The sequence below is a fragment of the Ferdinandcohnia sp. FSL W7-1320 genome (genome assembly GCF_038050315.1).
GTDB lineage: Bacteria > Bacillota > Bacilli > Bacillales > Bacillaceae_L > Ferdinandcohnia > Ferdinandcohnia aciditolerans.
Map to the genome: position 1 here is coordinate 4,738,532 of NZ_JBBPAM010000001.1, position 20,963 is coordinate 4,759,494.

The 20,963-nt window shown below is 33.4% G+C and carries 16 protein-coding genes and 1 pseudogene; 4 read left to right on the forward strand and 13 right to left on the reverse strand.

The window, feature by feature from the left end; genetic code table 11:
* Positions 1-23: 23 nt before the first annotated feature.
* From istA (NST91_RS22955) to istB (NST91_RS22970), 4 genes are all read left to right on the forward strand, one after another.
* The gene (gene istA / locus NST91_RS22955) at positions 24-1,586 is read left to right on the forward strand and encodes an IS21 family transposase (RefSeq protein ID WP_341330073.1); all 1,563 of its coding nucleotides are present in this window, start codon (positions 24-26) and stop codon (positions 1,584-1,586) included.
* Positions 1,576-2,325 (forward strand): IS21-like element helper ATPase IstB, encoded by a 750-nt coding sequence (gene istB, locus NST91_RS22960; RefSeq protein WP_341330072.1) that lies wholly within the window; start codon positions 1,576-1,578, stop codon positions 2,323-2,325. Before istA (NST91_RS22955) ends, istB (NST91_RS22960) begins: the two co-directional genes overlap by 11 nt.
* 504 nt (positions 2,326-2,829) lie before the next feature.
* Entirely contained in the window at positions 2,830-4,392 is a 1,563-nt protein-coding gene (gene istA / locus NST91_RS22965) for an IS21 family transposase (protein WP_341330073.1), read from the forward strand.
* On the forward strand, positions 4,382-5,131 hold the full coding sequence (gene istB / locus NST91_RS22970; RefSeq protein ID WP_341330072.1) for an IS21-like element helper ATPase IstB: 750 nt from the start codon (positions 4,382-4,384) through the stop codon (positions 5,129-5,131). The genes istA (NST91_RS22965) and istB (NST91_RS22970) overlap by 11 nt, the downstream gene beginning before the upstream one ends.
* 618 nt (positions 5,132-5,749) lie before the next feature.
* Here the strand turns inward: istB (NST91_RS22970) and NST91_RS22975 are convergent.
* From NST91_RS22975 to tagD, 13 genes and pseudogenes are all read right to left on the reverse strand, one after another.
* Positions 5,750-7,768: a DUF6270 domain-containing protein gene (locus NST91_RS22975; protein ID WP_341333005.1), complete on the reverse strand. Its 2,019-nt coding sequence runs from the start codon at positions 7,766-7,768 to the stop codon at positions 5,750-5,752.
* A gap of 59 nt (positions 7,769-7,827) precedes the next feature.
* Entirely contained in the window at positions 7,828-8,913 is a 1,086-nt protein-coding gene (locus NST91_RS22980) for a hypothetical protein (RefSeq protein ID WP_341333006.1), read from the reverse strand.
* 16 nt (positions 8,914-8,929) lie between these two features.
* Positions 8,930-9,829: pseudogene (locus NST91_RS22985) on the reverse strand (CDP-glycerol glycerophosphotransferase family protein); the annotation flags it as partial.
* Between the two features lie 382 nt (positions 9,830-10,211).
* Positions 10,212-10,961, reverse strand: coding sequence for an IS21-like element helper ATPase IstB (gene istB / locus NST91_RS22990; RefSeq protein ID WP_341330072.1), 750 nt, complete (start codon positions 10,959-10,961; stop codon positions 10,212-10,214).
* Complete coding sequence (gene istA, locus NST91_RS22995) at positions 10,951-12,513, reverse strand: IS21 family transposase (RefSeq protein ID WP_341330073.1); 1,563 nt, start codon at positions 12,511-12,513, stop codon at positions 10,951-10,953. Before istA (NST91_RS22995) ends, istB (NST91_RS22990) begins: the two co-directional genes overlap by 11 nt.
* An 86-nt stretch (positions 12,514-12,599) precedes the next feature.
* Positions 12,600-14,009: a glycosyltransferase family 2 protein gene (locus tag NST91_RS23000; protein ID WP_341333007.1), complete on the reverse strand. Its 1,410-nt coding sequence runs from the start codon at positions 14,007-14,009 to the stop codon at positions 12,600-12,602.
* 119 nt (positions 14,010-14,128) lie between these two features.
* Positions 14,129-15,289, reverse strand: a complete 1,161-nt coding sequence (locus NST91_RS23005) for a CDP-glycerol glycerophosphotransferase family protein (RefSeq protein WP_341333008.1) — start codon at positions 15,287-15,289, stop codon at positions 14,129-14,131.
* A 127-nt stretch (positions 15,290-15,416) separates the two neighbouring features.
* Positions 15,417-16,577 carry a CDP-glycerol glycerophosphotransferase family protein gene (locus tag NST91_RS23010; protein ID WP_341333009.1) on the reverse strand — a complete coding sequence of 387 codons (1,161 nt, stop codon included), beginning with the start codon at positions 16,575-16,577 and terminating at the stop codon, positions 15,417-15,419.
* A gap of 34 nt (positions 16,578-16,611) precedes the next feature.
* On the reverse strand, positions 16,612-17,637 hold the full coding sequence (locus NST91_RS23015) for a ribitol-5-phosphate dehydrogenase (protein WP_341333010.1): 1,026 nt from the start codon (positions 17,635-17,637) through the stop codon (positions 16,612-16,614).
* Positions 17,630-18,346 (reverse strand): IspD/TarI family cytidylyltransferase, encoded by a 717-nt coding sequence (locus NST91_RS23020; protein WP_341333011.1) that lies wholly within the window; start codon positions 18,344-18,346, stop codon positions 17,630-17,632. Before NST91_RS23020 ends, NST91_RS23015 begins: the two co-directional genes overlap by 8 nt.
* 179 nt (positions 18,347-18,525) lie before the next feature.
* Positions 18,526-19,332 (reverse strand): ABC transporter permease, encoded by an 807-nt coding sequence (locus NST91_RS23025; protein WP_341333012.1) that lies wholly within the window; start codon positions 19,330-19,332, stop codon positions 18,526-18,528.
* A gap of 17 nt (positions 19,333-19,349) precedes the next feature.
* Entirely contained in the window at positions 19,350-20,531 is a 1,182-nt protein-coding gene (locus NST91_RS23030; protein ID WP_341333591.1) for a CDP-glycerol glycerophosphotransferase family protein, read from the reverse strand.
* Positions 20,524-20,925 (reverse strand): glycerol-3-phosphate cytidylyltransferase, encoded by a 402-nt coding sequence (gene tagD / locus NST91_RS23035; RefSeq protein ID WP_341333013.1) that lies wholly within the window; start codon positions 20,923-20,925, stop codon positions 20,524-20,526. Before tagD ends, NST91_RS23030 begins: the two co-directional genes overlap by 8 nt.
* Positions 20,926-20,963 lie beyond the last annotated feature (38 nt).

A 20,963-nucleotide genomic window follows, 5' to 3' on the forward strand; every position in this document is an offset into this window, starting at 1 on the left:
TCTATTATATAGGAGGTTTTTTTGTGGTTAAATACCGAGAAATCCTTAGGCTACATGCCCAAGGAGTAAGTCAAAGGGGGATCGCTTCTAGTTGTGCCAACTCGAGAAATACAATTAGAGAGGTAGTTAAAAGGGCTCAAAAGTTAAATATTTCTTGGCCATTCGAGGAGGATATGACAGATAGCGATCTTCAAGAACTTCTGTTTCCAGAAAAGCATGAAGCATCTAATTTCAGGAGAAAACCAGATTGTGAACACATCCATAAGGAATTAGCTAAGCCGGGAGTGAACTTAGCTCTCCTGTGGGATGAGTATTGTTTAAGTTGTAGGGCGAGTGATGAAATCCCCTATAGCTATAGGCAGTTTTGCCGTTTCTATCATGATTACGCTAGGAAAACAAAAGCAACTATGCGTATTAAACGTAAGCCAGGCGAACAGCTGGAAGTGGATTGGGCTGGTCAAACTATGAGTCTAACAGATAATTTGACTGGCGAAGATATTCCTGTCTATATATTCGTCTCTGCCCTATCGTGTAGTCAGTACGCTTATGTAGAGGGTTTCTTATCTATGGACACCGAAAATTGGATTACAGCCCATATTCACGCCCTACAATTTTTTGGTGGTGTACCTCGGATTATTGTTCCTGATAATTTAAAGACTGGGGTAATCAAAGCCTCTCGATCTGAGCCTATCATTAATCCAACCTATCAAGAGATGGCTGAACATTATCAAACAACGATTATTCCAGCACGTGTACGTCATCCAAAGGATAAACCGAGTGCTGAAGGGGCAGTTGGAGATATATCAACTTGGATTATTGCTTCACTACGAAACCAGAAATTTTTCTCTCTGGCGGAACTAAATGAAGCTATTAAAGAAAAGCTTCAAGAATTTAATACAAAACCATTTCAAAAGAAAAAGGGGAACAGGCATACAGCCTTTACAGAAGAAGAAAAGTTTGCGCTAATGCCGTTGCCTGTTTCCCCGTACGAGATGGCCACTTGGCTAAAGGCGACCGTACAATATGATTATCACATAAATGTAGACAATATGTCTTATTCTGTTCCTTATGATTATATCCAACGTCGTGTAGATGTTCGTGTAACGAGAACCATTGTGGAGGTTTTTTATAAAAATTTTCGAATTGCATCCCATAAAAAACTCACTGGTAAACTCGGACAGTCAATTACTATTCCAGATCATATGCCAAAGGAACACAAACAATTTCTTGAATTCAATAAAGAGTATGTTTTGGATTGGGCAACCTCTGCAGGTGAAAGTACACTAGCCACGGTTAAGAGTATACTAGCTTCTTATAAAGTGGAAAAACAAGCCCTGAAATCCTGTCTTGGATTAATAAAACTGTCAGATAGGCATTCTATAGAGCGTGTTGAAAAAGCGTGTGAAAGAGCTCTATCTTATACTCCAAGACCTACACTTAAAAGTATACAAACGATATTAAAGACTGGACAAGATAAACTATCTGAATCGAAAGAAACAAAAGATCCAAAAAAGGAAAAGCAGACAAATGATTATGGATTCACTCGTGGATCCGAATATTATGGAGGTAAGAACAATGACAAATGAAAGCACATTAACTAAATTAAACGAAATGAGAATGTCTGCCATGGCAGAGATGTATGTAGAGCAGTTAAAAAACCCTGATTATCAAGACCTATCTTTTGAAGACCGTTTTGGAATACTTGTTGATTTGGAATGGACCCGCAGACAAAATAGTAAACTAGAACGATTGATTAAAAGTGCGGAATTGCGTGACACGCAGGCTTCTATTGAAGATATCGAATATCACCCAGATAGAAAGCTAGATAAGTCACAAATTCTTCGCCTAGCCTCTGGACAATATATTGAGGACCACCACAATATCATTCTTAAAGGGGCTTCAGGAAATGGAAAGACATATCTAGCTTGTGCATTTGGCATTGCAGCTTGTCGCCAATTCTACAAAGTTCAATATACTAGATTGCCAGATTTATTAGATGAACTCTCTATCGCAAGAGGAGAAGGTGTTTACCGCAAGGTAGTGAAAAAATATAAAAAAGTCGATTTACTCATCCTTGATGAATGGCTTCTTACACCATTAAGGGAAAGTGAAGCTAGGGATCTCTTGGAGATTGTAGAAGCTAGACACCAACAAGGTTCTACAATATTTTGTTCCCAATTTGACCCTAGAGGGTGGCATGAAAAGATTGGAGAAGGTACTCTAGCTGACGCAATTTTAGATCGCATTGTCCATGACTCTTATCAAATTTTGATAGATGGTGAAATATCCATGCGAGAGCGTCATGGATTAGGTGGACAAGCTTGATATGACTAATATAACGAGAGATGACCTAATGAAAATAGAGGATTATTATTATAAGACTGGATACAAGCACTGGTGCCGATTCCCTGAGGAACTAAAGACAAATCTATTAGATAACCATTCCCCCAGATCTGGACTGAGCAGGATATTTATAAGGGCTCAAGAAAAATAATTATGGGGTATTTCAATAAAAGGTTTAATTAAGGTTTTATTAAGAAAGGCCCTGCAGATATAAAATTGGCCCTGTAGGGCTTTTTCTAGGCAATGGTACTCTTTATGTCAGTAGTGGGTCATTTTTATGGCAGAGGTGGCTCAAAAAGATGGCAACACTGGAACTATCCCATGACAATATTCAAATGAATATTGCCACCCAGTAGACCCTCCTTTGCCATGTTTTTATCCCATTAATGACAAGTTTTAGACCCACCTCTGCCAAACTGAGGACCACCCTCCTATATAATGGAATTGCACTATGCTGTGCAAATCTATTATATAGGAGGTTTTTTTGTGGTTAAATACCGAGAAATCCTTAGGCTACATGCCCAAGGAGTAAGTCAAAGGGGGATCGCTTCTAGTTGTGCCAACTCGAGAAATACAATTAGAGAGGTAGTTAAAAGGGCTCAAAAGTTAAATATTTCTTGGCCATTCGAGGAGGATATGACAGATAGCGATCTTCAAGAACTTCTGTTTCCAGAAAAGCATGAAGCATCTAATTTCAGGAGAAAACCAGATTGTGAACACATCCATAAGGAATTAGCTAAGCCGGGAGTGAACTTAGCTCTCCTGTGGGATGAGTATTGTTTAAGTTGTAGGGCGAGTGATGAAATCCCCTATAGCTATAGGCAGTTTTGCCGTTTCTATCATGATTACGCTAGGAAAACAAAAGCAACTATGCGTATTAAACGTAAGCCAGGCGAACAGCTGGAAGTGGATTGGGCTGGTCAAACTATGAGTCTAACAGATAATTTGACTGGCGAAGATATTCCTGTCTATATATTCGTCTCTGCCCTATCGTGTAGTCAGTACGCTTATGTAGAGGGTTTCTTATCTATGGACACCGAAAATTGGATTACAGCCCATATTCACGCCCTACAATTTTTTGGTGGTGTACCTCGGATTATTGTTCCTGATAATTTAAAGACTGGGGTAATCAAAGCCTCTCGATCTGAGCCTATCATTAATCCAACCTATCAAGAGATGGCTGAACATTATCAAACAACGATTATTCCAGCACGTGTACGTCATCCAAAGGATAAACCGAGTGCTGAAGGGGCAGTTGGAGATATATCAACTTGGATTATTGCTTCACTACGAAACCAGAAATTTTTCTCTCTGGCGGAACTAAATGAAGCTATTAAAGAAAAGCTTCAAGAATTTAATACAAAACCATTTCAAAAGAAAAAGGGGAACAGGCATACAGCCTTTACAGAAGAAGAAAAGTTTGCGCTAATGCCGTTGCCTGTTTCCCCGTACGAGATGGCCACTTGGCTAAAGGCGACCGTACAATATGATTATCACATAAATGTAGACAATATGTCTTATTCTGTTCCTTATGATTATATCCAACGTCGTGTAGATGTTCGTGTAACGAGAACCATTGTGGAGGTTTTTTATAAAAATTTTCGAATTGCATCCCATAAAAAACTCACTGGTAAACTCGGACAGTCAATTACTATTCCAGATCATATGCCAAAGGAACACAAACAATTTCTTGAATTCAATAAAGAGTATGTTTTGGATTGGGCAACCTCTGCAGGTGAAAGTACACTAGCCACGGTTAAGAGTATACTAGCTTCTTATAAAGTGGAAAAACAAGCCCTGAAATCCTGTCTTGGATTAATAAAACTGTCAGATAGGCATTCTATAGAGCGTGTTGAAAAAGCGTGTGAAAGAGCTCTATCTTATACTCCAAGACCTACACTTAAAAGTATACAAACGATATTAAAGACTGGACAAGATAAACTATCTGAATCGAAAGAAACAAAAGATCCAAAAAAGGAAAAGCAGACAAATGATTATGGATTCACTCGTGGATCCGAATATTATGGAGGTAAGAACAATGACAAATGAAAGCACATTAACTAAATTAAACGAAATGAGAATGTCTGCCATGGCAGAGATGTATGTAGAGCAGTTAAAAAACCCTGATTATCAAGACCTATCTTTTGAAGACCGTTTTGGAATACTTGTTGATTTGGAATGGACCCGCAGACAAAATAGTAAACTAGAACGATTGATTAAAAGTGCGGAATTGCGTGACACGCAGGCTTCTATTGAAGATATCGAATATCACCCAGATAGAAAGCTAGATAAGTCACAAATTCTTCGCCTAGCCTCTGGACAATATATTGAGGACCACCACAATATCATTCTTAAAGGGGCTTCAGGAAATGGAAAGACATATCTAGCTTGTGCATTTGGCATTGCAGCTTGTCGCCAATTCTACAAAGTTCAATATACTAGATTGCCAGATTTATTAGATGAACTCTCTATCGCAAGAGGAGAAGGTGTTTACCGCAAGGTAGTGAAAAAATATAAAAAAGTCGATTTACTCATCCTTGATGAATGGCTTCTTACACCATTAAGGGAAAGTGAAGCTAGGGATCTCTTGGAGATTGTAGAAGCTAGACACCAACAAGGTTCTACAATATTTTGTTCCCAATTTGACCCTAGAGGGTGGCATGAAAAGATTGGAGAAGGTACTCTAGCTGACGCAATTTTAGATCGCATTGTCCATGACTCTTATCAAATTTTGATAGATGGTGAAATATCCATGCGAGAGCGTCATGGATTAGGTGGACAAGCTTGATATGACTAATATAACGAGAGATGACCTAATGAAAATAGAGGATTATTATTATAAGACTGGATACAAGCACTGGTGCCGATTCCCTGAGGAACTAAAGACAAATCTATTAGATAACCATTCCCCCAGATCTGGACTGAGCAGGATATTTATAAGGGCTCAAGAAAAATAATTATGGGGTATTTCAATAAAAGGTTTAATTAAGGTTTTATTAAGAAAGGCCCTGCAGATATAAAATTGGCCCTGTAGGGCTTTTTCTAGGCAATGGTACTCTTTATGTCAGTAGTGGGTCATTTTTATGGCAGAGGTGGCTCAAAAAGATGGCAACACTGGAACTATCCCATGACAATATTCAGAAAATAATGAATTAAAAAAAATCACAGATAAACAAATTAATAAGAAAAGTTTATTTGCAGTATTTAAAAAGTAGGAATAATTGCTTAAAGTGAAAATGAAAAATGCTTAACTTAGGGACAAGCAGAACTTACCTATAGTATCGTTACTAGTTCTGCTCTTAAATTTAAAAGTTTAAAGGCAATTGGGGTAAACCTTTCCCCAATTGCCTTTTTTCTAATCTTTAAAGCATCTAAAATTGTTCTCTTCATGTTTACGTAACTTTATTTAAACTCGGTTAAGTTTTTCTTTTAAAATAATATATGATAGATCTTTATAAAGATCTTTGTAGTAATTTGATTCATAATGTGAAAATGAATTTCCATATGGATAATTTATATCCCCAATATAAGGTTTATTCCTAATGTCTAATATTTGTGCTGTTGGTAATTTGGATTGAAAATAGTTATCCAACTTGTCCCAAAAATAATTATTTCTCTCAATTAACATCTTATTTGGAAAATCTGTTTTCTTACGACTTTTGTCGTAATAAGACGTAGTAAAACGACCTTTATTAAGGATTATTCGTTCGGGCGGTAATATTTCTGTTAATTGTTCAATGAACTTATCTGCATATTTTTTCCACTCGTTAAAGAAAGTATAATTATCTATATGATCAAGAATTCTTTTAACAGGAATATCATTCAATAGCTCACTCTCTTCGATTACGTAGGATAAAGTAACAGCAGCCTGTTCCGTTACCCAAATAACAGGTCGAATTACATCAGGATATAAATCGATTAATAGATATTCTGCTTTTGAATCTCTAAGATTTACAAAAAATTCTTTTGCAAAATCATCTTTTACAAAATTTCGTTCACTAATTGACATATCTTGATACTGGTCCAAATCCATCTCAAATGGTTCAGTCATTATACTAATTATCGATGAATGAAATTGAGTAAATACACAATTTAGAACATTTTTATAACCAGGGTTAAAATAAATGCCCGAGTTAAACATATTTCGACTAAAGCAAGTTCCCATTACAGCAATATTAATCGCATTTGTAGACTGTTTATCTGATAATATTGTATAGCAAGATAAAGTTTTCGTAGGGGCAATAAATAATTTTGTTTTATAGTTTTGATTTTGAACATAAATATAGTCAGATTGAAAGGAGAGTGAATCAGGGACCATAATATAATAATCAATATTAGCTATTCTTAAGAAGAAATCCCAAGTACTTGCATGTATTAAACCAGGTGTTGATAAAAAAGTGTCTTTTGGAATTCTAAACTTACCACTTTCTACATTACCCAAATTAATTTTCATTACATATTCAAAAGTTATCCCTTTTTTATCCCTACGTTTTAGTATAAGCTGACTTCTTTTTTCATCTACAAGATGGTCACTTAATATAAAGTCTAAATAGTAATATGTATCATCCTCAGAATAGGAAGCCAACTTAACCACGTTTTTGTCATCTTTCAAAGCATAGAAAGATAATCGTTTTGAACCTGTTATATATGGTTTTATTAAACGAAAACTATCAGAAAGACGAATTGGAACTTCAATCATTTCTTTCGTAAAACCTTCAGGTATATCTAAAAAAGCCGTTACCTCATGACCATATTCATTATAGACTTTAATAACAAAATCACATACATTCTTTTCATCCATATAAAAATCATGCGGTAAACTTTCCCACTCTAACTCAACCTCAAATTCTCTAATCTCAGGTTTAAATTTTATAGGAAATTCGCAAATTTCCTCATGGAAGTTGTATAGCGATGTATTTGGCCTTCTTTTTGCTTGCAAAATTAGTTTATGATTATCTAATTGAAGAATTTCTGTATTTAATATTCCTGAAATATAAGTTTTCTTTTCTTCGGTCTTAAACTTATTTATTTTTGCACTAATAGGTATCAACTTAATATATAGTTGGGTAGTAGCCTTTTGGCCAAATGATATTGTCAAAAGAGGTAATAGATTAATTATCCCTACTTGTTGTAAAATTGATTCAGAAGTATTTATATCATATGTTTTCATATGATCTTTAGCAACGATATTCCAAGTAGTTGGAGAACCAGAGAGCATTTTACTATACAGATCTAATAAAGATATTTCTCCGTAAAACTTATTCCCACTATTCGCTACGGGTACTTCTATACTGACTTTTGGATGTTTATATTCCTTTATTTGTTGAAAAGATAACATTATGGAAGTTATCTTCACTTTAGAGATAACCTCAAACCGAATTTTTTTATTTATCACGTCAACAGTAATATTAGATAACTCTACCATCTTTTTTACTCCTTACAATTTTAATAATACAACTTCTTCTATTTTGTTATTCATGGTTATTAGCCTTTTATTTTTTTAAACTTTCTCTTTATTAAATACAAATAAATTGGAATGGTTGAGTTTATTTTTGCAGCATTTAAAGCAGCTGGATACATTTTATTGTGTTTTTGTATATAAGTCTGATGAGTGTCAAAATGCATATTGCTTATTATATATTTTAATACATTTAGATGTTGTCTTTTAGCAGCATAACTAAATGATAAATAGTTATCTATAGTCCACCTGATAAAATAATATCTAATTGCAGGTATAAAGCTTAAAATTCTTATATCAATTTCCTTTAACCATTTATAAAATTGATTCAAAAAGTTAACCTGATTATTTGAATTAGATTCTTTAATAATTTTTTTATATGTTAAACCAATTTGATTACCTATAATGATTTCATACAAGTTTTTTAGTATTGCATTCCTTATATAAATATTCATCTTTGTTTTACTTAATAAATTTTTAACTCTTTTAATTTGTTCACTATATGAATTGAAATAAGTAGCTAAATCTTGGTCATCATCGTTATTTATTATATTTTGTTTAATTGGATTAATCGAAACAAATTGCGAATTTAATAAGCAGTTAATTTTCCAGCTAAATTGATCAGGATATTCAATTGAGTTCTCTAATATTGAACGTGCAAACATAATATTATTTAAACTTTTATCAACAAATAACAATGGGACATCCTCTATTAAATACTGATCTTTGCGTCTAACTGGAGTTGTTTGAGCAACAACGTCGGGACTACTTTCTCCATGTTTACTAATGATTTCAGTGAATTGGTCAATATCATATACATCTTCAGCGACATTTTGAAATATAAAATAATTTGTTTCACAAATTTTTAAGACCTTCGAGCTAATAAGATTAACCGAATTTTCCCCTTTGTTCACACCTAATAATTTTATAGAATGATCATTATTAATAGTTAATTCTGAAGTAGAAGTGTTTCTTTTGTTATAAACAACAACTAATTCATAACTATCCTTTCTGGGGTATAACCTCGTAATTTTATCTACTTTATCTATTTTTTCTCTAGTAGATCCTCCAAACAGCACTAAACTGAACAAAGGTTTTGGATTTGCAGCCATTTTTATAACTCCTTACTTAATTAAAAAATCGATTTGTAAACCGCTCCGTAGATAGTCCGTCCTGGTTATCAAAAAAGTATTTAGCAAATGCTTCTATTTGGCGCTTTGAAAAGTTTCCATTTTTAATATGCTCGATAATCTCATTAGTAGAAGACACTATAGGACCTGGAACTAACTCTTCATAATCGTAGTAGAAGCCTCTTTCAGAAAGATAGTATTCTAGGTCATATGCAAAAAAGATCATTGGTCTTTTTAATAAACTATATTCAAAGATAACAGAAGAATAATCCGTTATTAATAAATCCGTTATTAATAGTAGCTCATTTATGTCACCTATATCGGATAGGTTTAACACAAAATTAGATAGACTTTCCGTAATTTCTATACCTTCTTTAACAGATGGATGCAGTTTTAAAATTAGAACATATTCATCTGACAATGACTTTCTCATTTTTTCCAAGTCCATTTCTAAATCGAACTTTACACGGTCTCTTGCATTACCTCTGAATGTTGGAGCGTACAAAATAATCTTTTTATTTCTCAACTCGGGATATTTGAGAAGATAATTTCTTTTAGTATATTTAATAAGATCGGTATCGAAAAACATGTCAGTTCTTGGTACACCCAAGGGCAATACCTGATTATGTTCCTTTCTGAAAGCATCTGCATAATGAGGTACTATTTCCGAAGAGCTAGTTATAACCTTTGTATACATAGAGTGAGCACCTGTTTCAAAATATAAAGAATTTGAATCTCTGTACCCTTGAGCACTGAACCCAAATTTTTTAAATGCGCCACAAGCATGCCAAGTTTGAATTACTTCTGTGCCTTTTCTAATTTTTAAATGGTATAACTGATTATAATAATCATCTAGCAGAATAATTTTTGCATTTCCCAAATGAAAATACTGTTTACACTTTTCTACAAAGGTTCGATCTTTCTTTACTGAATATTGTCATGGGATAGTTCCAGTGTTGCCATCTTTTTGAGCCACCTCTGCCATAAAAATGACCCACTACTGACATAAAGAGTACCATTGCCTAGAAAAAGCCCTACAGGGCCAATTTTATATCTGCAGGGCCTTTCTTAATAAAACCTTAATTAAACCTTTTATTGAAATACCCCATAATTATTTTTCTTGAGCCCTTATAAATATCCTGCTCAGTCCAGATCTGGGGGAATGGTTATCTAATAGATTTGTCTTTAGTTCCTCAGGGAATCGGCACCAGTGCTTGTATCCAGTCTTATAATAATAATCCTCTATTTTCATTAGGTCATCTCTCGTTATATTAGTCATATCAAGCTTGTCCACCTAATCCATGACGCTCTCGCATGGATATTTCACCATCTATCAAAATTTGATAAGAGTCATGGACAATGCGATCTAAAATTGCGTCAGCTAGAGTACCTTCTCCAATCTTTTCATGCCACCCTCTAGGGTCAAATTGGGAACAAAATATTGTAGAACCTTGTTGGTGTCTAGCTTCTACAATCTCCAAGAGATCCCTAGCTTCACTTTCCCTTAATGGTGTAAGAAGCCATTCATCAAGGATGAGTAAATCGACTTTTTTATATTTTTTCACTACCTTGCGGTAAACACCTTCTCCTCTTGCGATAGAGAGTTCATCTAATAAATCTGGCAATCTAGTATATTGAACTTTGTAGAATTGGCGACAAGCTGCAATGCCAAATGCACAAGCTAGATATGTCTTTCCATTTCCTGAAGCCCCTTTAAGAATGATATTGTGGTGGTCCTCAATATATTGTCCAGAGGCTAGGCGAAGAATTTGTGACTTATCTAGCTTTCTATCTGGGTGATATTCGATATCTTCAATAGAAGCCTGCGTGTCACGCAATTCCGCACTTTTAATCAATCGTTCTAGTTTACTATTTTGTCTGCGGGTCCATTCCAAATCAACAAGTATTCCAAAACGGTCTTCAAAAGATAGGTCTTGATAATCAGGGTTTTTTAACTGCTCTACATACATCTCTGCCATGGCAGACATTCTCATTTCGTTTAATTTAGTTAATGTGCTTTCATTTGTCATTGTTCTTACCTCCATAATATTCGGATCCACGAGTGAATCCATAATCATTTGTCTGCTTTTCCTTTTTTGGATCTTTTGTTTCTTTCGATTCAGATAGTTTATCTTGTCCAGTCTTTAATATCGTTTGTATACTTTTAAGTGTAGGTCTTGGAGTATAAGATAGAGCTCTTTCACACGCTTTTTCAACACGCTCTATAGAATGCCTATCTGACAGTTTTATTAATCCAAGACAGGATTTCAGGGCTTGTTTTTCCACTTTATAAGAAGCTAGTATACTCTTAACCGTGGCTAGTGTACTTTCACCTGCAGAGGTTGCCCAATCCAAAACATACTCTTTATTGAATTCAAGAAATTGTTTGTGTTCCTTTGGCATATGATCTGGAATAGTAATTGACTGTCCGAGTTTACCAGTGAGTTTTTTATGGGATGCAATTCGAAAATTTTTATAAAAAACCTCCACAATGGTTCTCGTTACACGAACATCTACACGACGTTGGATATAATCATAAGGAACAGAATAAGACATATTGTCTACATTTATGTGATAATCATATTGTACGGTCGCCTTTAGCCAAGTGGCCATCTCGTACGGGGAAACAGGCAACGGCATTAGCGCAAACTTTTCTTCTTCTGTAAAGGCTGTATGCCTGTTCCCCTTTTTCTTTTGAAATGGTTTTGTATTAAATTCTTGAAGCTTTTCTTTAATAGCTTCATTTAGTTCCGCCAGAGAGAAAAATTTCTGGTTTCGTAGTGAAGCAATAATCCAAGTTGATATATCTCCAACTGCCCCTTCAGCACTCGGTTTATCCTTTGGATGACGTACACGTGCTGGAATAATCGTTGTTTGATAATGTTCAGCCATCTCTTGATAGGTTGGATTAATGATAGGCTCAGATCGAGAGGCTTTGATTACCCCAGTCTTTAAATTATCAGGAACAATAATCCGAGGTACACCACCAAAAAATTGTAGGGCGTGAATATGGGCTGTAATCCAATTTTCGGTGTCCATAGATAAGAAACCCTCTACATAAGCGTACTGACTACACGATAGGGCAGAGACGAATATATAGACAGGAATATCTTCGCCAGTCAAATTATCTGTTAGACTCATAGTTTGACCAGCCCAATCCACTTCCAGCTGTTCGCCTGGCTTACGTTTAATACGCATAGTTGCTTTTGTTTTCCTAGCGTAATCATGATAGAAACGGCAAAACTGCCTATAGCTATAGGGGATTTCATCACTCGCCCTACAACTTAAACAATACTCATCCCACAGGAGAGCTAAGTTCACTCCCGGCTTAGCTAATTCCTTATGGATGTGTTCACAATCTGGTTTTCTCCTGAAATTAGATGCTTCATGCTTTTCTGGAAACAGAAGTTCTTGAAGATCGCTATCTGTCATATCCTCCTCGAATGGCCAAGAAATATTTAACTTTTGAGCCCTTTTAACTACCTCTCTAATTGTATTTCTCGAGTTGGCACAACTAGAAGCGATCCCCCTTTGACTTACTCCTTGGGCATGTAGCCTAAGGATTTCTCGGTATTTAACCACAAAAAAACCTCCTATATAATAGATTTGCACAGCATAGTGCAATTCCATTATATAGGAGGGTGGTCCTCAGTTTGGCAGAGGTGGGTCTAAAACTTGTCATTAATGGGATAAAAACATGGCAAAGGAGGGTCTACTGGGTGGCAATATTCATTTACAAATACAAATTTCTTCCAGTCCATTTTTTTGTACTGTAAATCATTATAAATACTCTTTAAATTTCCCTCTAATGTTTCAGTTTTATTTGTCGCAAAGACAACCTTATTTCTTTTTAAAGGCATTAGAGTAGAGAATGTGTATACTACCCTTTTCAAGAAAATAGCTTCAAATCTTTTATAGTTATACTTCTTTTTAAATTCCTTTTTCTTAGTATACTTTAAAATCGGTAAGGCACTTTTTCTGTTAATCGATTCTATTGCAAGATTCATAAATAGTTCATGATTTTTTTCATAAGCCGATCTTACGTTTTCATTCATTTTTGAAATAACATTTTCAAGTAATAAAATATACGAGCCATAAGAACGCAAGGATAAAAACCTTGCTTGTTCTATAATACCCCTAATAAGAAAATACCTAATAGCTGGGACAGCATTAAACAAAGAATCGTCAAGTGACATTATCCAATCGTTTAATATATTGCACGCTGTAACTTGTGTTTTGGTGTTTTTAGATTTTATTGCTTCCCTAACTGCAGGCCATATCTCATGAGTCATTACCCGCTCATAGTAATTAGCTTGTAATTCTTTTTGATTTGATATTTCCTTAAGGTTTTTATCGTTAATATTTAGCATTTCTAATACAAAATTTAGTATTTCAATTGGATTTTTATTGATACTTTGCGTAAGAGATTTATTGTCGCCCTCTCTCAACCGATAAAAGTATACTACTGAATCTACAGTATATATTCTCTTTGCATGCAAATATGCATATAAAACAAATGGCTGATCTTCTGCAAACCGAATATGTTCTGGAAAGTAGATTCCGTTTATTAAATCCCGTTTATATAGTTTTGCACAAGGCCCAATTGAGTAGAACAATTCTGGATTTTTTGTGATATGCTTAAGCCCCGGTACCATTAAACCTTTATCAACATGTGCTTTAATATACCATTTTCCTTTGCTATTAAAACGTACAGACCCACCTGTGACTAAATCTGCATTATTTTGAATGGCCGCTTTATACATAACTTCTAATGCGTCCTCAGCTAACAAGTCATCTGAATCTACAAAGAAAATATATTCCCCTTTGGCTAGTCGTAATCCATGGTTTCTTGCTGAAGCTGGTCCTCCGTTTTGTTGGTGAACCACCTTAAATTTCGGATTATCTTTAGTTAGTTCAAGGGATAATTCATATGTTTTATCTTGAGACCCATCATCAACTAGGATGAACTCAATCTCCTTTAGAGTTTGATTTTGGAGCCCATTTATAGTTTCAGCAATCAATTCTTCCACATTATAAAGTGGAATAATTACTGATACCTTAATATTGTTTTGATACACATTATTCTGCTTGGTCATCTATTTCAACCTTTCTAATTATTTAGGTTATCAATTTTCACGTTTATTAAATGCTGGAAGTGAAAGCATACAATCATATTAAAAACATTTTTTTGTCTTTGTTATGAGTATTCCTTACCTACTATAATTTCATTTACAAATCTTTCACTTGATTTTCCATCTTTTTGATCAAAAAATTTATCAACAAATGGCTTTATTTTCTCAGTCATAAAATCGTTAGAATGTATAACATTAACAAGTTCAGTAGATGTTTTCACAATTTTCCCCGGAACAAACGAGGTATATTCATAATAAAAATCTCGTTCCATTGTATATTTGTCTAAATCAAAGGCAAAGAATATCATAGGTTTATTTAATAATGCGAATTCAAAACAAACTGATGAATAATCGGTAATAAGAATGTCAGCTACTAATAGCAAATCATTTACCTCTTTATAGTTAGAAAAGTCAACAAAAAATTCGTTATACATTTCTGGAAAAATTTTTGTGTTTTTTATAAAAGGATGTAATTTATAGATAAATATATAATCTGCATTTAATTGTTCATATAATAAACTTACATTTATTTCATCAATTGGAAAATTAGCTGTGCTTTGACCATTACCTCTAAACGTTGGCGTATATAAAATTATTTTTTTTTTCTCAAGGAAGGGAAAAAGAGAATAAAGCTCCTTTTTTGTTTTATCAATAAATTCTTTTGAAAAGAATATATCTGTTCTAGGAACACCAATTGGGTAAATTTTATCCTCAGAAACCCCAAACCCCTCTGCATATTGTTTAATAACATTTTTTGAACTTACTATTACCTTAGTATAATTTTTATGATTTAAGGAGGTAGGTGAAGGGCCTCCGGGTAAGCCCATTCTGCTGTATCCAAACTTTTTAAATGCTCCTGCCGCATGCCAAACTTGTATTAAATCTGCACCTTTCCTAATTTTCAAGGGATATACCATTGGATAAAAATCATCGATAAGAATAAATCTTGATGTCGCCAAAAGGTATGCTAAGATTGCTATTTCTTTAAAGGTTTTTTTAGTGTCTATACTATCCTTTAGAGCAAACCTATAATCTAAATCTAAGTTTTTGATGATCATTTCTTCATAAATATATTTAAAATTCCCACTTAACTCAGACCTACTGTCTGATGCAAATAGAATTCTTTTATGCTTTAAAGGTAACAAACAAAAAAGTCTATATAAAAATCGGAATCCTTTAGAACGTACTAATCTATATACAAATGTCTTACATTTTTCAAAAGACATCTTAGACCACTCCAGAGTTAATAAGTTATATGTTAAAAAATTTAAGCTATACAAAAATAGGCCATTGGCCCATAATAATCAACTTTAAATACTGCCTTTTTGTTAAGAAAGTAATCATTTTATTTTTTTATTTAAAAATTGTTTCTACAATTCTTCTGCTTACATTTCCATCAGAATCTGGTAAAAAACGGTTTTTAAACTTTCTAATTGGTTCTATATTATAGTTTTGACTTTTTATCCAATGTCCCAGTTCTTCTGTTCTTTTGAAAATTGGTCCCGGACAAAACTCTTCGTATGAAATATAAAAATCACGTTCTTTTAAATAAGAGTCTAAATCAGTTGCAAAAAACGCCATAGGTCTACATAAAATACTGTAATCAAAAATAATCGATGAGTAATCAGTTATCAAAATGTCTGATAAGATGAGTAACTCCTCAATAGTATAATTCTTCTCTATATGATAAATAAAACTGGATAATTTTTCTTCGATTAATATTTTATTGTTGATATATGGATGCAAATGAAGTAAAACAACGTATTCTTCATGTAACATCTTATTTAAAACATTAAAGTCAAAAAAATAATCAAATGTATGAATTTGACGATTTTTCCCCCGAAATGTTGGTGCGTATAAAATTAATTTTTTCTCTTTCAGTTCTGGATACTCATTATAAAAGCGTTCCTTTACAAGGTGTTGTTTTTCCACTTCAAAAAAATAATCAGTCCTTGGTATACCAAGCGGAAAAATATTTGAAGGAGGCATATTAAAGGCCTCCGCATAAATTGGTATTACTTCATTTGTACTTACTATCACTTTTGAATAATTTGAATGAACCCTAATAATGTTGAGATAATCTTGAGATGGACCGTACTCTTTGCCAACTGTACTATAACCAAACTTTTTAAACGCACCAGCAGCATGCCACACTTGAATTACTTCTATCCCTTTTCTTGGTTTTATAAAATATAGGGGTAAATAAAAATCATCTATAACAAAGTACCTAGAGGTTGTTAGGTGAAATAGTGCCTTTACTGTATATTTTATAAATTTTATGTTTCCCATTAGATTATTTGGAAATTTTTCAAACAATACTATATGATCATAGCCCTTTTTAGATCTCTTTAATTCATTTAACAAATACAGTAAATTCCCTTCAATAGAAGCAGAACGATATGAGGCAAACGTTACTTTCCTTGGATTAATAGGAAATATAATTGTAAATAACCGATATAATATTCTAAAAAAATGTTTTAACAAAATTGTTGGAAGAAATTTCAATGACCTCATATTAAATTCCTTTTCTAATTAATTTTAAGGAAATTTATATTTTCCATTCCATTACGGTTTTTCCCCAAGATGTCGATAAGTCTTTTTCAAATGCATTAATGACATCCTGGATACATCTAATTTCATTTACAGATCCAATTAGAGTTTCAAGATAATCAACTACGTCAGGATTCTCTGACAAAAAGTCCACTGTGTTTTTGAAATCATGATAACCACTTCTGCTACTTCCAATCAGAGTAATCCCTTTTTCCAAAACCATTCTTGTATTAATTTCAACAGGATACTCAGATACACCTAAGATTGAAATTGATCCTTCCGGTGAAATATGATCAATAATTTGGTTTATTGCATATTGACTTCCAATTCCACCTACACATTCAAATGCATGATCGAATGTTACATTTTCCGGAATCTCATTTATGTTATATACCTCATCTACAAATGAAAAGTTATCCAGCTTGTATTGGGTTTTCCCACAACTAATTACTTTACAACCTTGAAATTTCTTTTTCAGAATGAGGGAAGTGATATAACCAAGATTTCCATCTCCCCATACTGCAAATGTCTTTCGTCGACTATGTGCCAAACGTTCAAATCTTGTAATAGAGTGCATTGCAATTGTGATAAGTTCAGTAAAAGCGGCCACATGTTGATTCACATTTTCTGGTAGTACAACAAAACGGTCTCTTTTAAGAAATACATAATCTTGCATAAATCCGTCATAGCCACTTGAACGAAACTTACTCGAACGCAAGTAATTTTCTGCAACTATTTCATCCTGTTCAATAGGGGTGTTCGGAACCATAACAACTTTTGTACCTGGTTGAAATTCTCCATCAGGGTCATACACAATTTCTCCAATTGCTTCATGAATCAAAGCCATAGGGAGTTTTTTGGATAATGCTTCTTCACCACGAGTTCCAGTATAATAGCGTTGGTCCGCGGCACATATCGATAAATTTGTAGGACGTACAATAACGCGGTCAGATTGAATCGAACGGTCTTTATAGCTAATTTCAAATTGTCGAGGCGATACTAGTCTATAGACTTGATTAATCATTATTAATCCGCTCCTGTATAATTGCATTCGCTACCTTTAAGTCATAAGGAGTTGTGATTTTAATATTAAATACTTCTCCTTTGACAAGTTTCACTTGTTCACCAAATAGGGAACATATTTTACAAGCGTCTGTTAAAATCTCTTTTTGCTCTTGTGTTAATTTATTGTAGTATTCTACAAGCGTTTTAATATGAAAACTCTGTGGCGTTTGACCTTGATACATGATATCTCTTTTCGGAATATTAGAGATTATCTCACCATCCTCAGATTCAATGATTGTATCAATAGCTTCAATTACTGTATCAACAGCCTTATATTTTTTAACCTGTTCAATATTCTCCATAATAATTCGATGTGTAAGAAATGGACGAACAGAATCATGGGTTACAATATAATCGTCTTCAAATAAACCTACTGTCGATTCAATATATCGAATTCCATTCATAATAGATTCGTTTCGGTCTCTACCTCCTTCTACTACAATGATCCTATCTGTTTTTCCAATAAACTTATTGATAATATCCTTTGTATGGTTTATCCATTCACGTGGAGTAACGACAAGAATCTTTTCAAATACAGAATTCAACAGGAATTTTTCTAATGTATGAATAATAATTGGTTTTTTATTCAATGGTAGAAATTGTTTCGGCATATTTACATTTCCCATCCTCGTCCCTTTTCCACCTGCTAGAATTTCTGCGTAAATCATAATTAACCATCCTTTCCTTATAAAATCTCTGTTACCAAAATCCAAATTGGTTAAATCAGTTAATTTTATCGAACGTTACCATTTTTGTTGTATATTGTCTTAATATGTCATATATATTTTTACTATAAAATATAAAATTTTAAAAGGAAAATCTTTTCCATTTTTTAATAAAAGCTTATTTATAAATAATCCACGAAATGCTTTCTAAACTTAACATGAAGTATAGAGCCTATGAAAAAAAGTACAAATACTAAGCACCAAAAGTAAATAGTATAAGTCAGATTTTCAACCACATACCATCCTTGTCCAAGTAAAGCAGAACGATAACCTTCTACAATATAATAAAAAGGATTAACCTTCATTAAAAGTTGTATTGATTTTGGTAGTTTATCGACCGTCCATAAAATGGGTGATAAATACAAAAGAAATCTAACAATTGATTGAACAATCATTTGTATATCCCTAACAATTGTAGCTAATGTTGAAGTAATTAAAGAAATTGAGATTAGAACCGCAAATGTTGCGATTGAAAAATAGGGTAGTTGTACTATATATAGAGTAACCGGAAAATTGTATGAAAATAATATTAAGATAATAATTAAAACAAGGATGATATGATGATAAAATTTAGAAACAATTACGAATGTTGGTGTAACACTAATTGGGAAATTTAATTTTGAAATTATATTGATCCGCGAATAAATCGATCTAGAACCTTGTAATAGTGCTTGATTAATAAAAAACCAAACTACTATTCCGGACAACAACCACGGTAGAAAAGGGATATTCCCCACATTCTGTCCACCGCGTATACCAAATCCAAATACAAACCAATAAATCAAAATTTGAATTGTGGGATTCAATATCTCCCATAGAATGCCTAAATAATTATCATTATTACTACTTTTAACTTCAAAAAAAGATAAACGTATAATTAAATAAAAGTTTTGGATATGCTCTTTAACTACTGTTAGCATTGATTTCATTTTGTTACCCTTTCTATTTAAACACTATCTAGTTTGTTTAGTATGTACTTAACTAGTTGTTTCGATGAGGTCCCTTTTGAATATTCATTCCACTCTATCGAAAAATCATGAATTTTACTCTTATCAAAACTACAATGCAATATTAATTCAATAAGCTCTTCCGTATTTTTAACAATTGGTCCTGGAACGACCCTTTCATATTTATCTATTACTCCTTGTTCCCTTTTATATTCTTCCAAATCATACGAATAAAAAATCATCGGTTTCCTCATGATTGCAAACTCAAATGGAATTGACGAGTAATCAGTTATTAAGTAATCCGTGATAACGAGCAATTCGTTTACATTTTTATATCTTGAAAAATCATAGATAAAGTCTGGATACAGTTTTTCAAAATCTAGATTAACTTGTACAGCAGGATGTAATTTTACAATAAAAACGAACTGTTCTTTTAACTCATTATATAATTCATCAAAATCTAGATTAACTTCTTGATTGTCTAACCGTCCATGACGAAAGGTTGGTGCATATAAAATAACTTTCTTCCCTTTGAAATTTGGATAATCCTGATAAAGTTTTGCTCTAATTTTGCACTGTTGCTCACTATCGTAGAAAAAGTCTGTTCTAGGAACCCCTGTTGGCAACATTCTTTCATATGGTAGTCCAAAAGACTTCATAAAAATCTGGCCCATCTTTTCCGAACCAACTACAACCTTATGGAATTGATTGTATACCGAATGAAATCGTTGATGCGCTTTTTTAGTTCTTTTGGATATTGCCTTATCTTGGAGGCCGAATGTCTTTAATGCTCCCGCTGCATGCCAAATTTGAATACACTCCACATCCTTTTTAAAAGTAATTGCTGCTAGGAATGGAAAATAGTTATCAACAATTAGAACTTTGGATGTAGCTAAATGAAAAATAGACAACAACCACTCTTTTATGTTTTTAAGTGAGATGTAGCGGACTTTCACAGATGGGAATTTATTTCTGATTGCACGATAAACAGCAACATTACTACAAAGGAAAACGACATCAAAGGACACTTGCTGACATTGCATTTCCTTATATAAAAATGTTGCATTTTCTTCAAATGAAATTACAAATGATACCTTCTTTTTAGTTAGAAAAAGTTTACATGCGTTAAAAATTATCTTGAAAAAAAATAAATAAACGGAAATAACAGTTTCTTTACCCATTGTATTCAATCGAAAAATTATCCTTTTTTATTTTTGTTGTTGAAATGATTGGGGTCCTTGGAAGATACAATACTTCACAATATTCTTTGAGATAATCAAATCTCCCTTCCCAGTCGCTCCCCATAACAAATAAATCTATTTTGTGCTTTTTAACATCTTGAATTTTTTGTTCCCAATTTTGCTCAGGAATGACTAGATCTACATACCGAATCGCTTCTAAAATAAACTTCCTATGTTCAAAGCTATGGTATGCCATCTTATTTTTCACTTGGTTAAATTCATCTGTGGATAAACCGACTGTAAGATGCGTTCCAAGCTCTTTACATCTTTTCAACAAATTCACATGTCCCCAATGCAATAGGTCAAAGGTCCCGTATGTTATGATTCTGGTCACAACATGACCTCCTTCAAAAAATTAGCAGTTTTAATTGT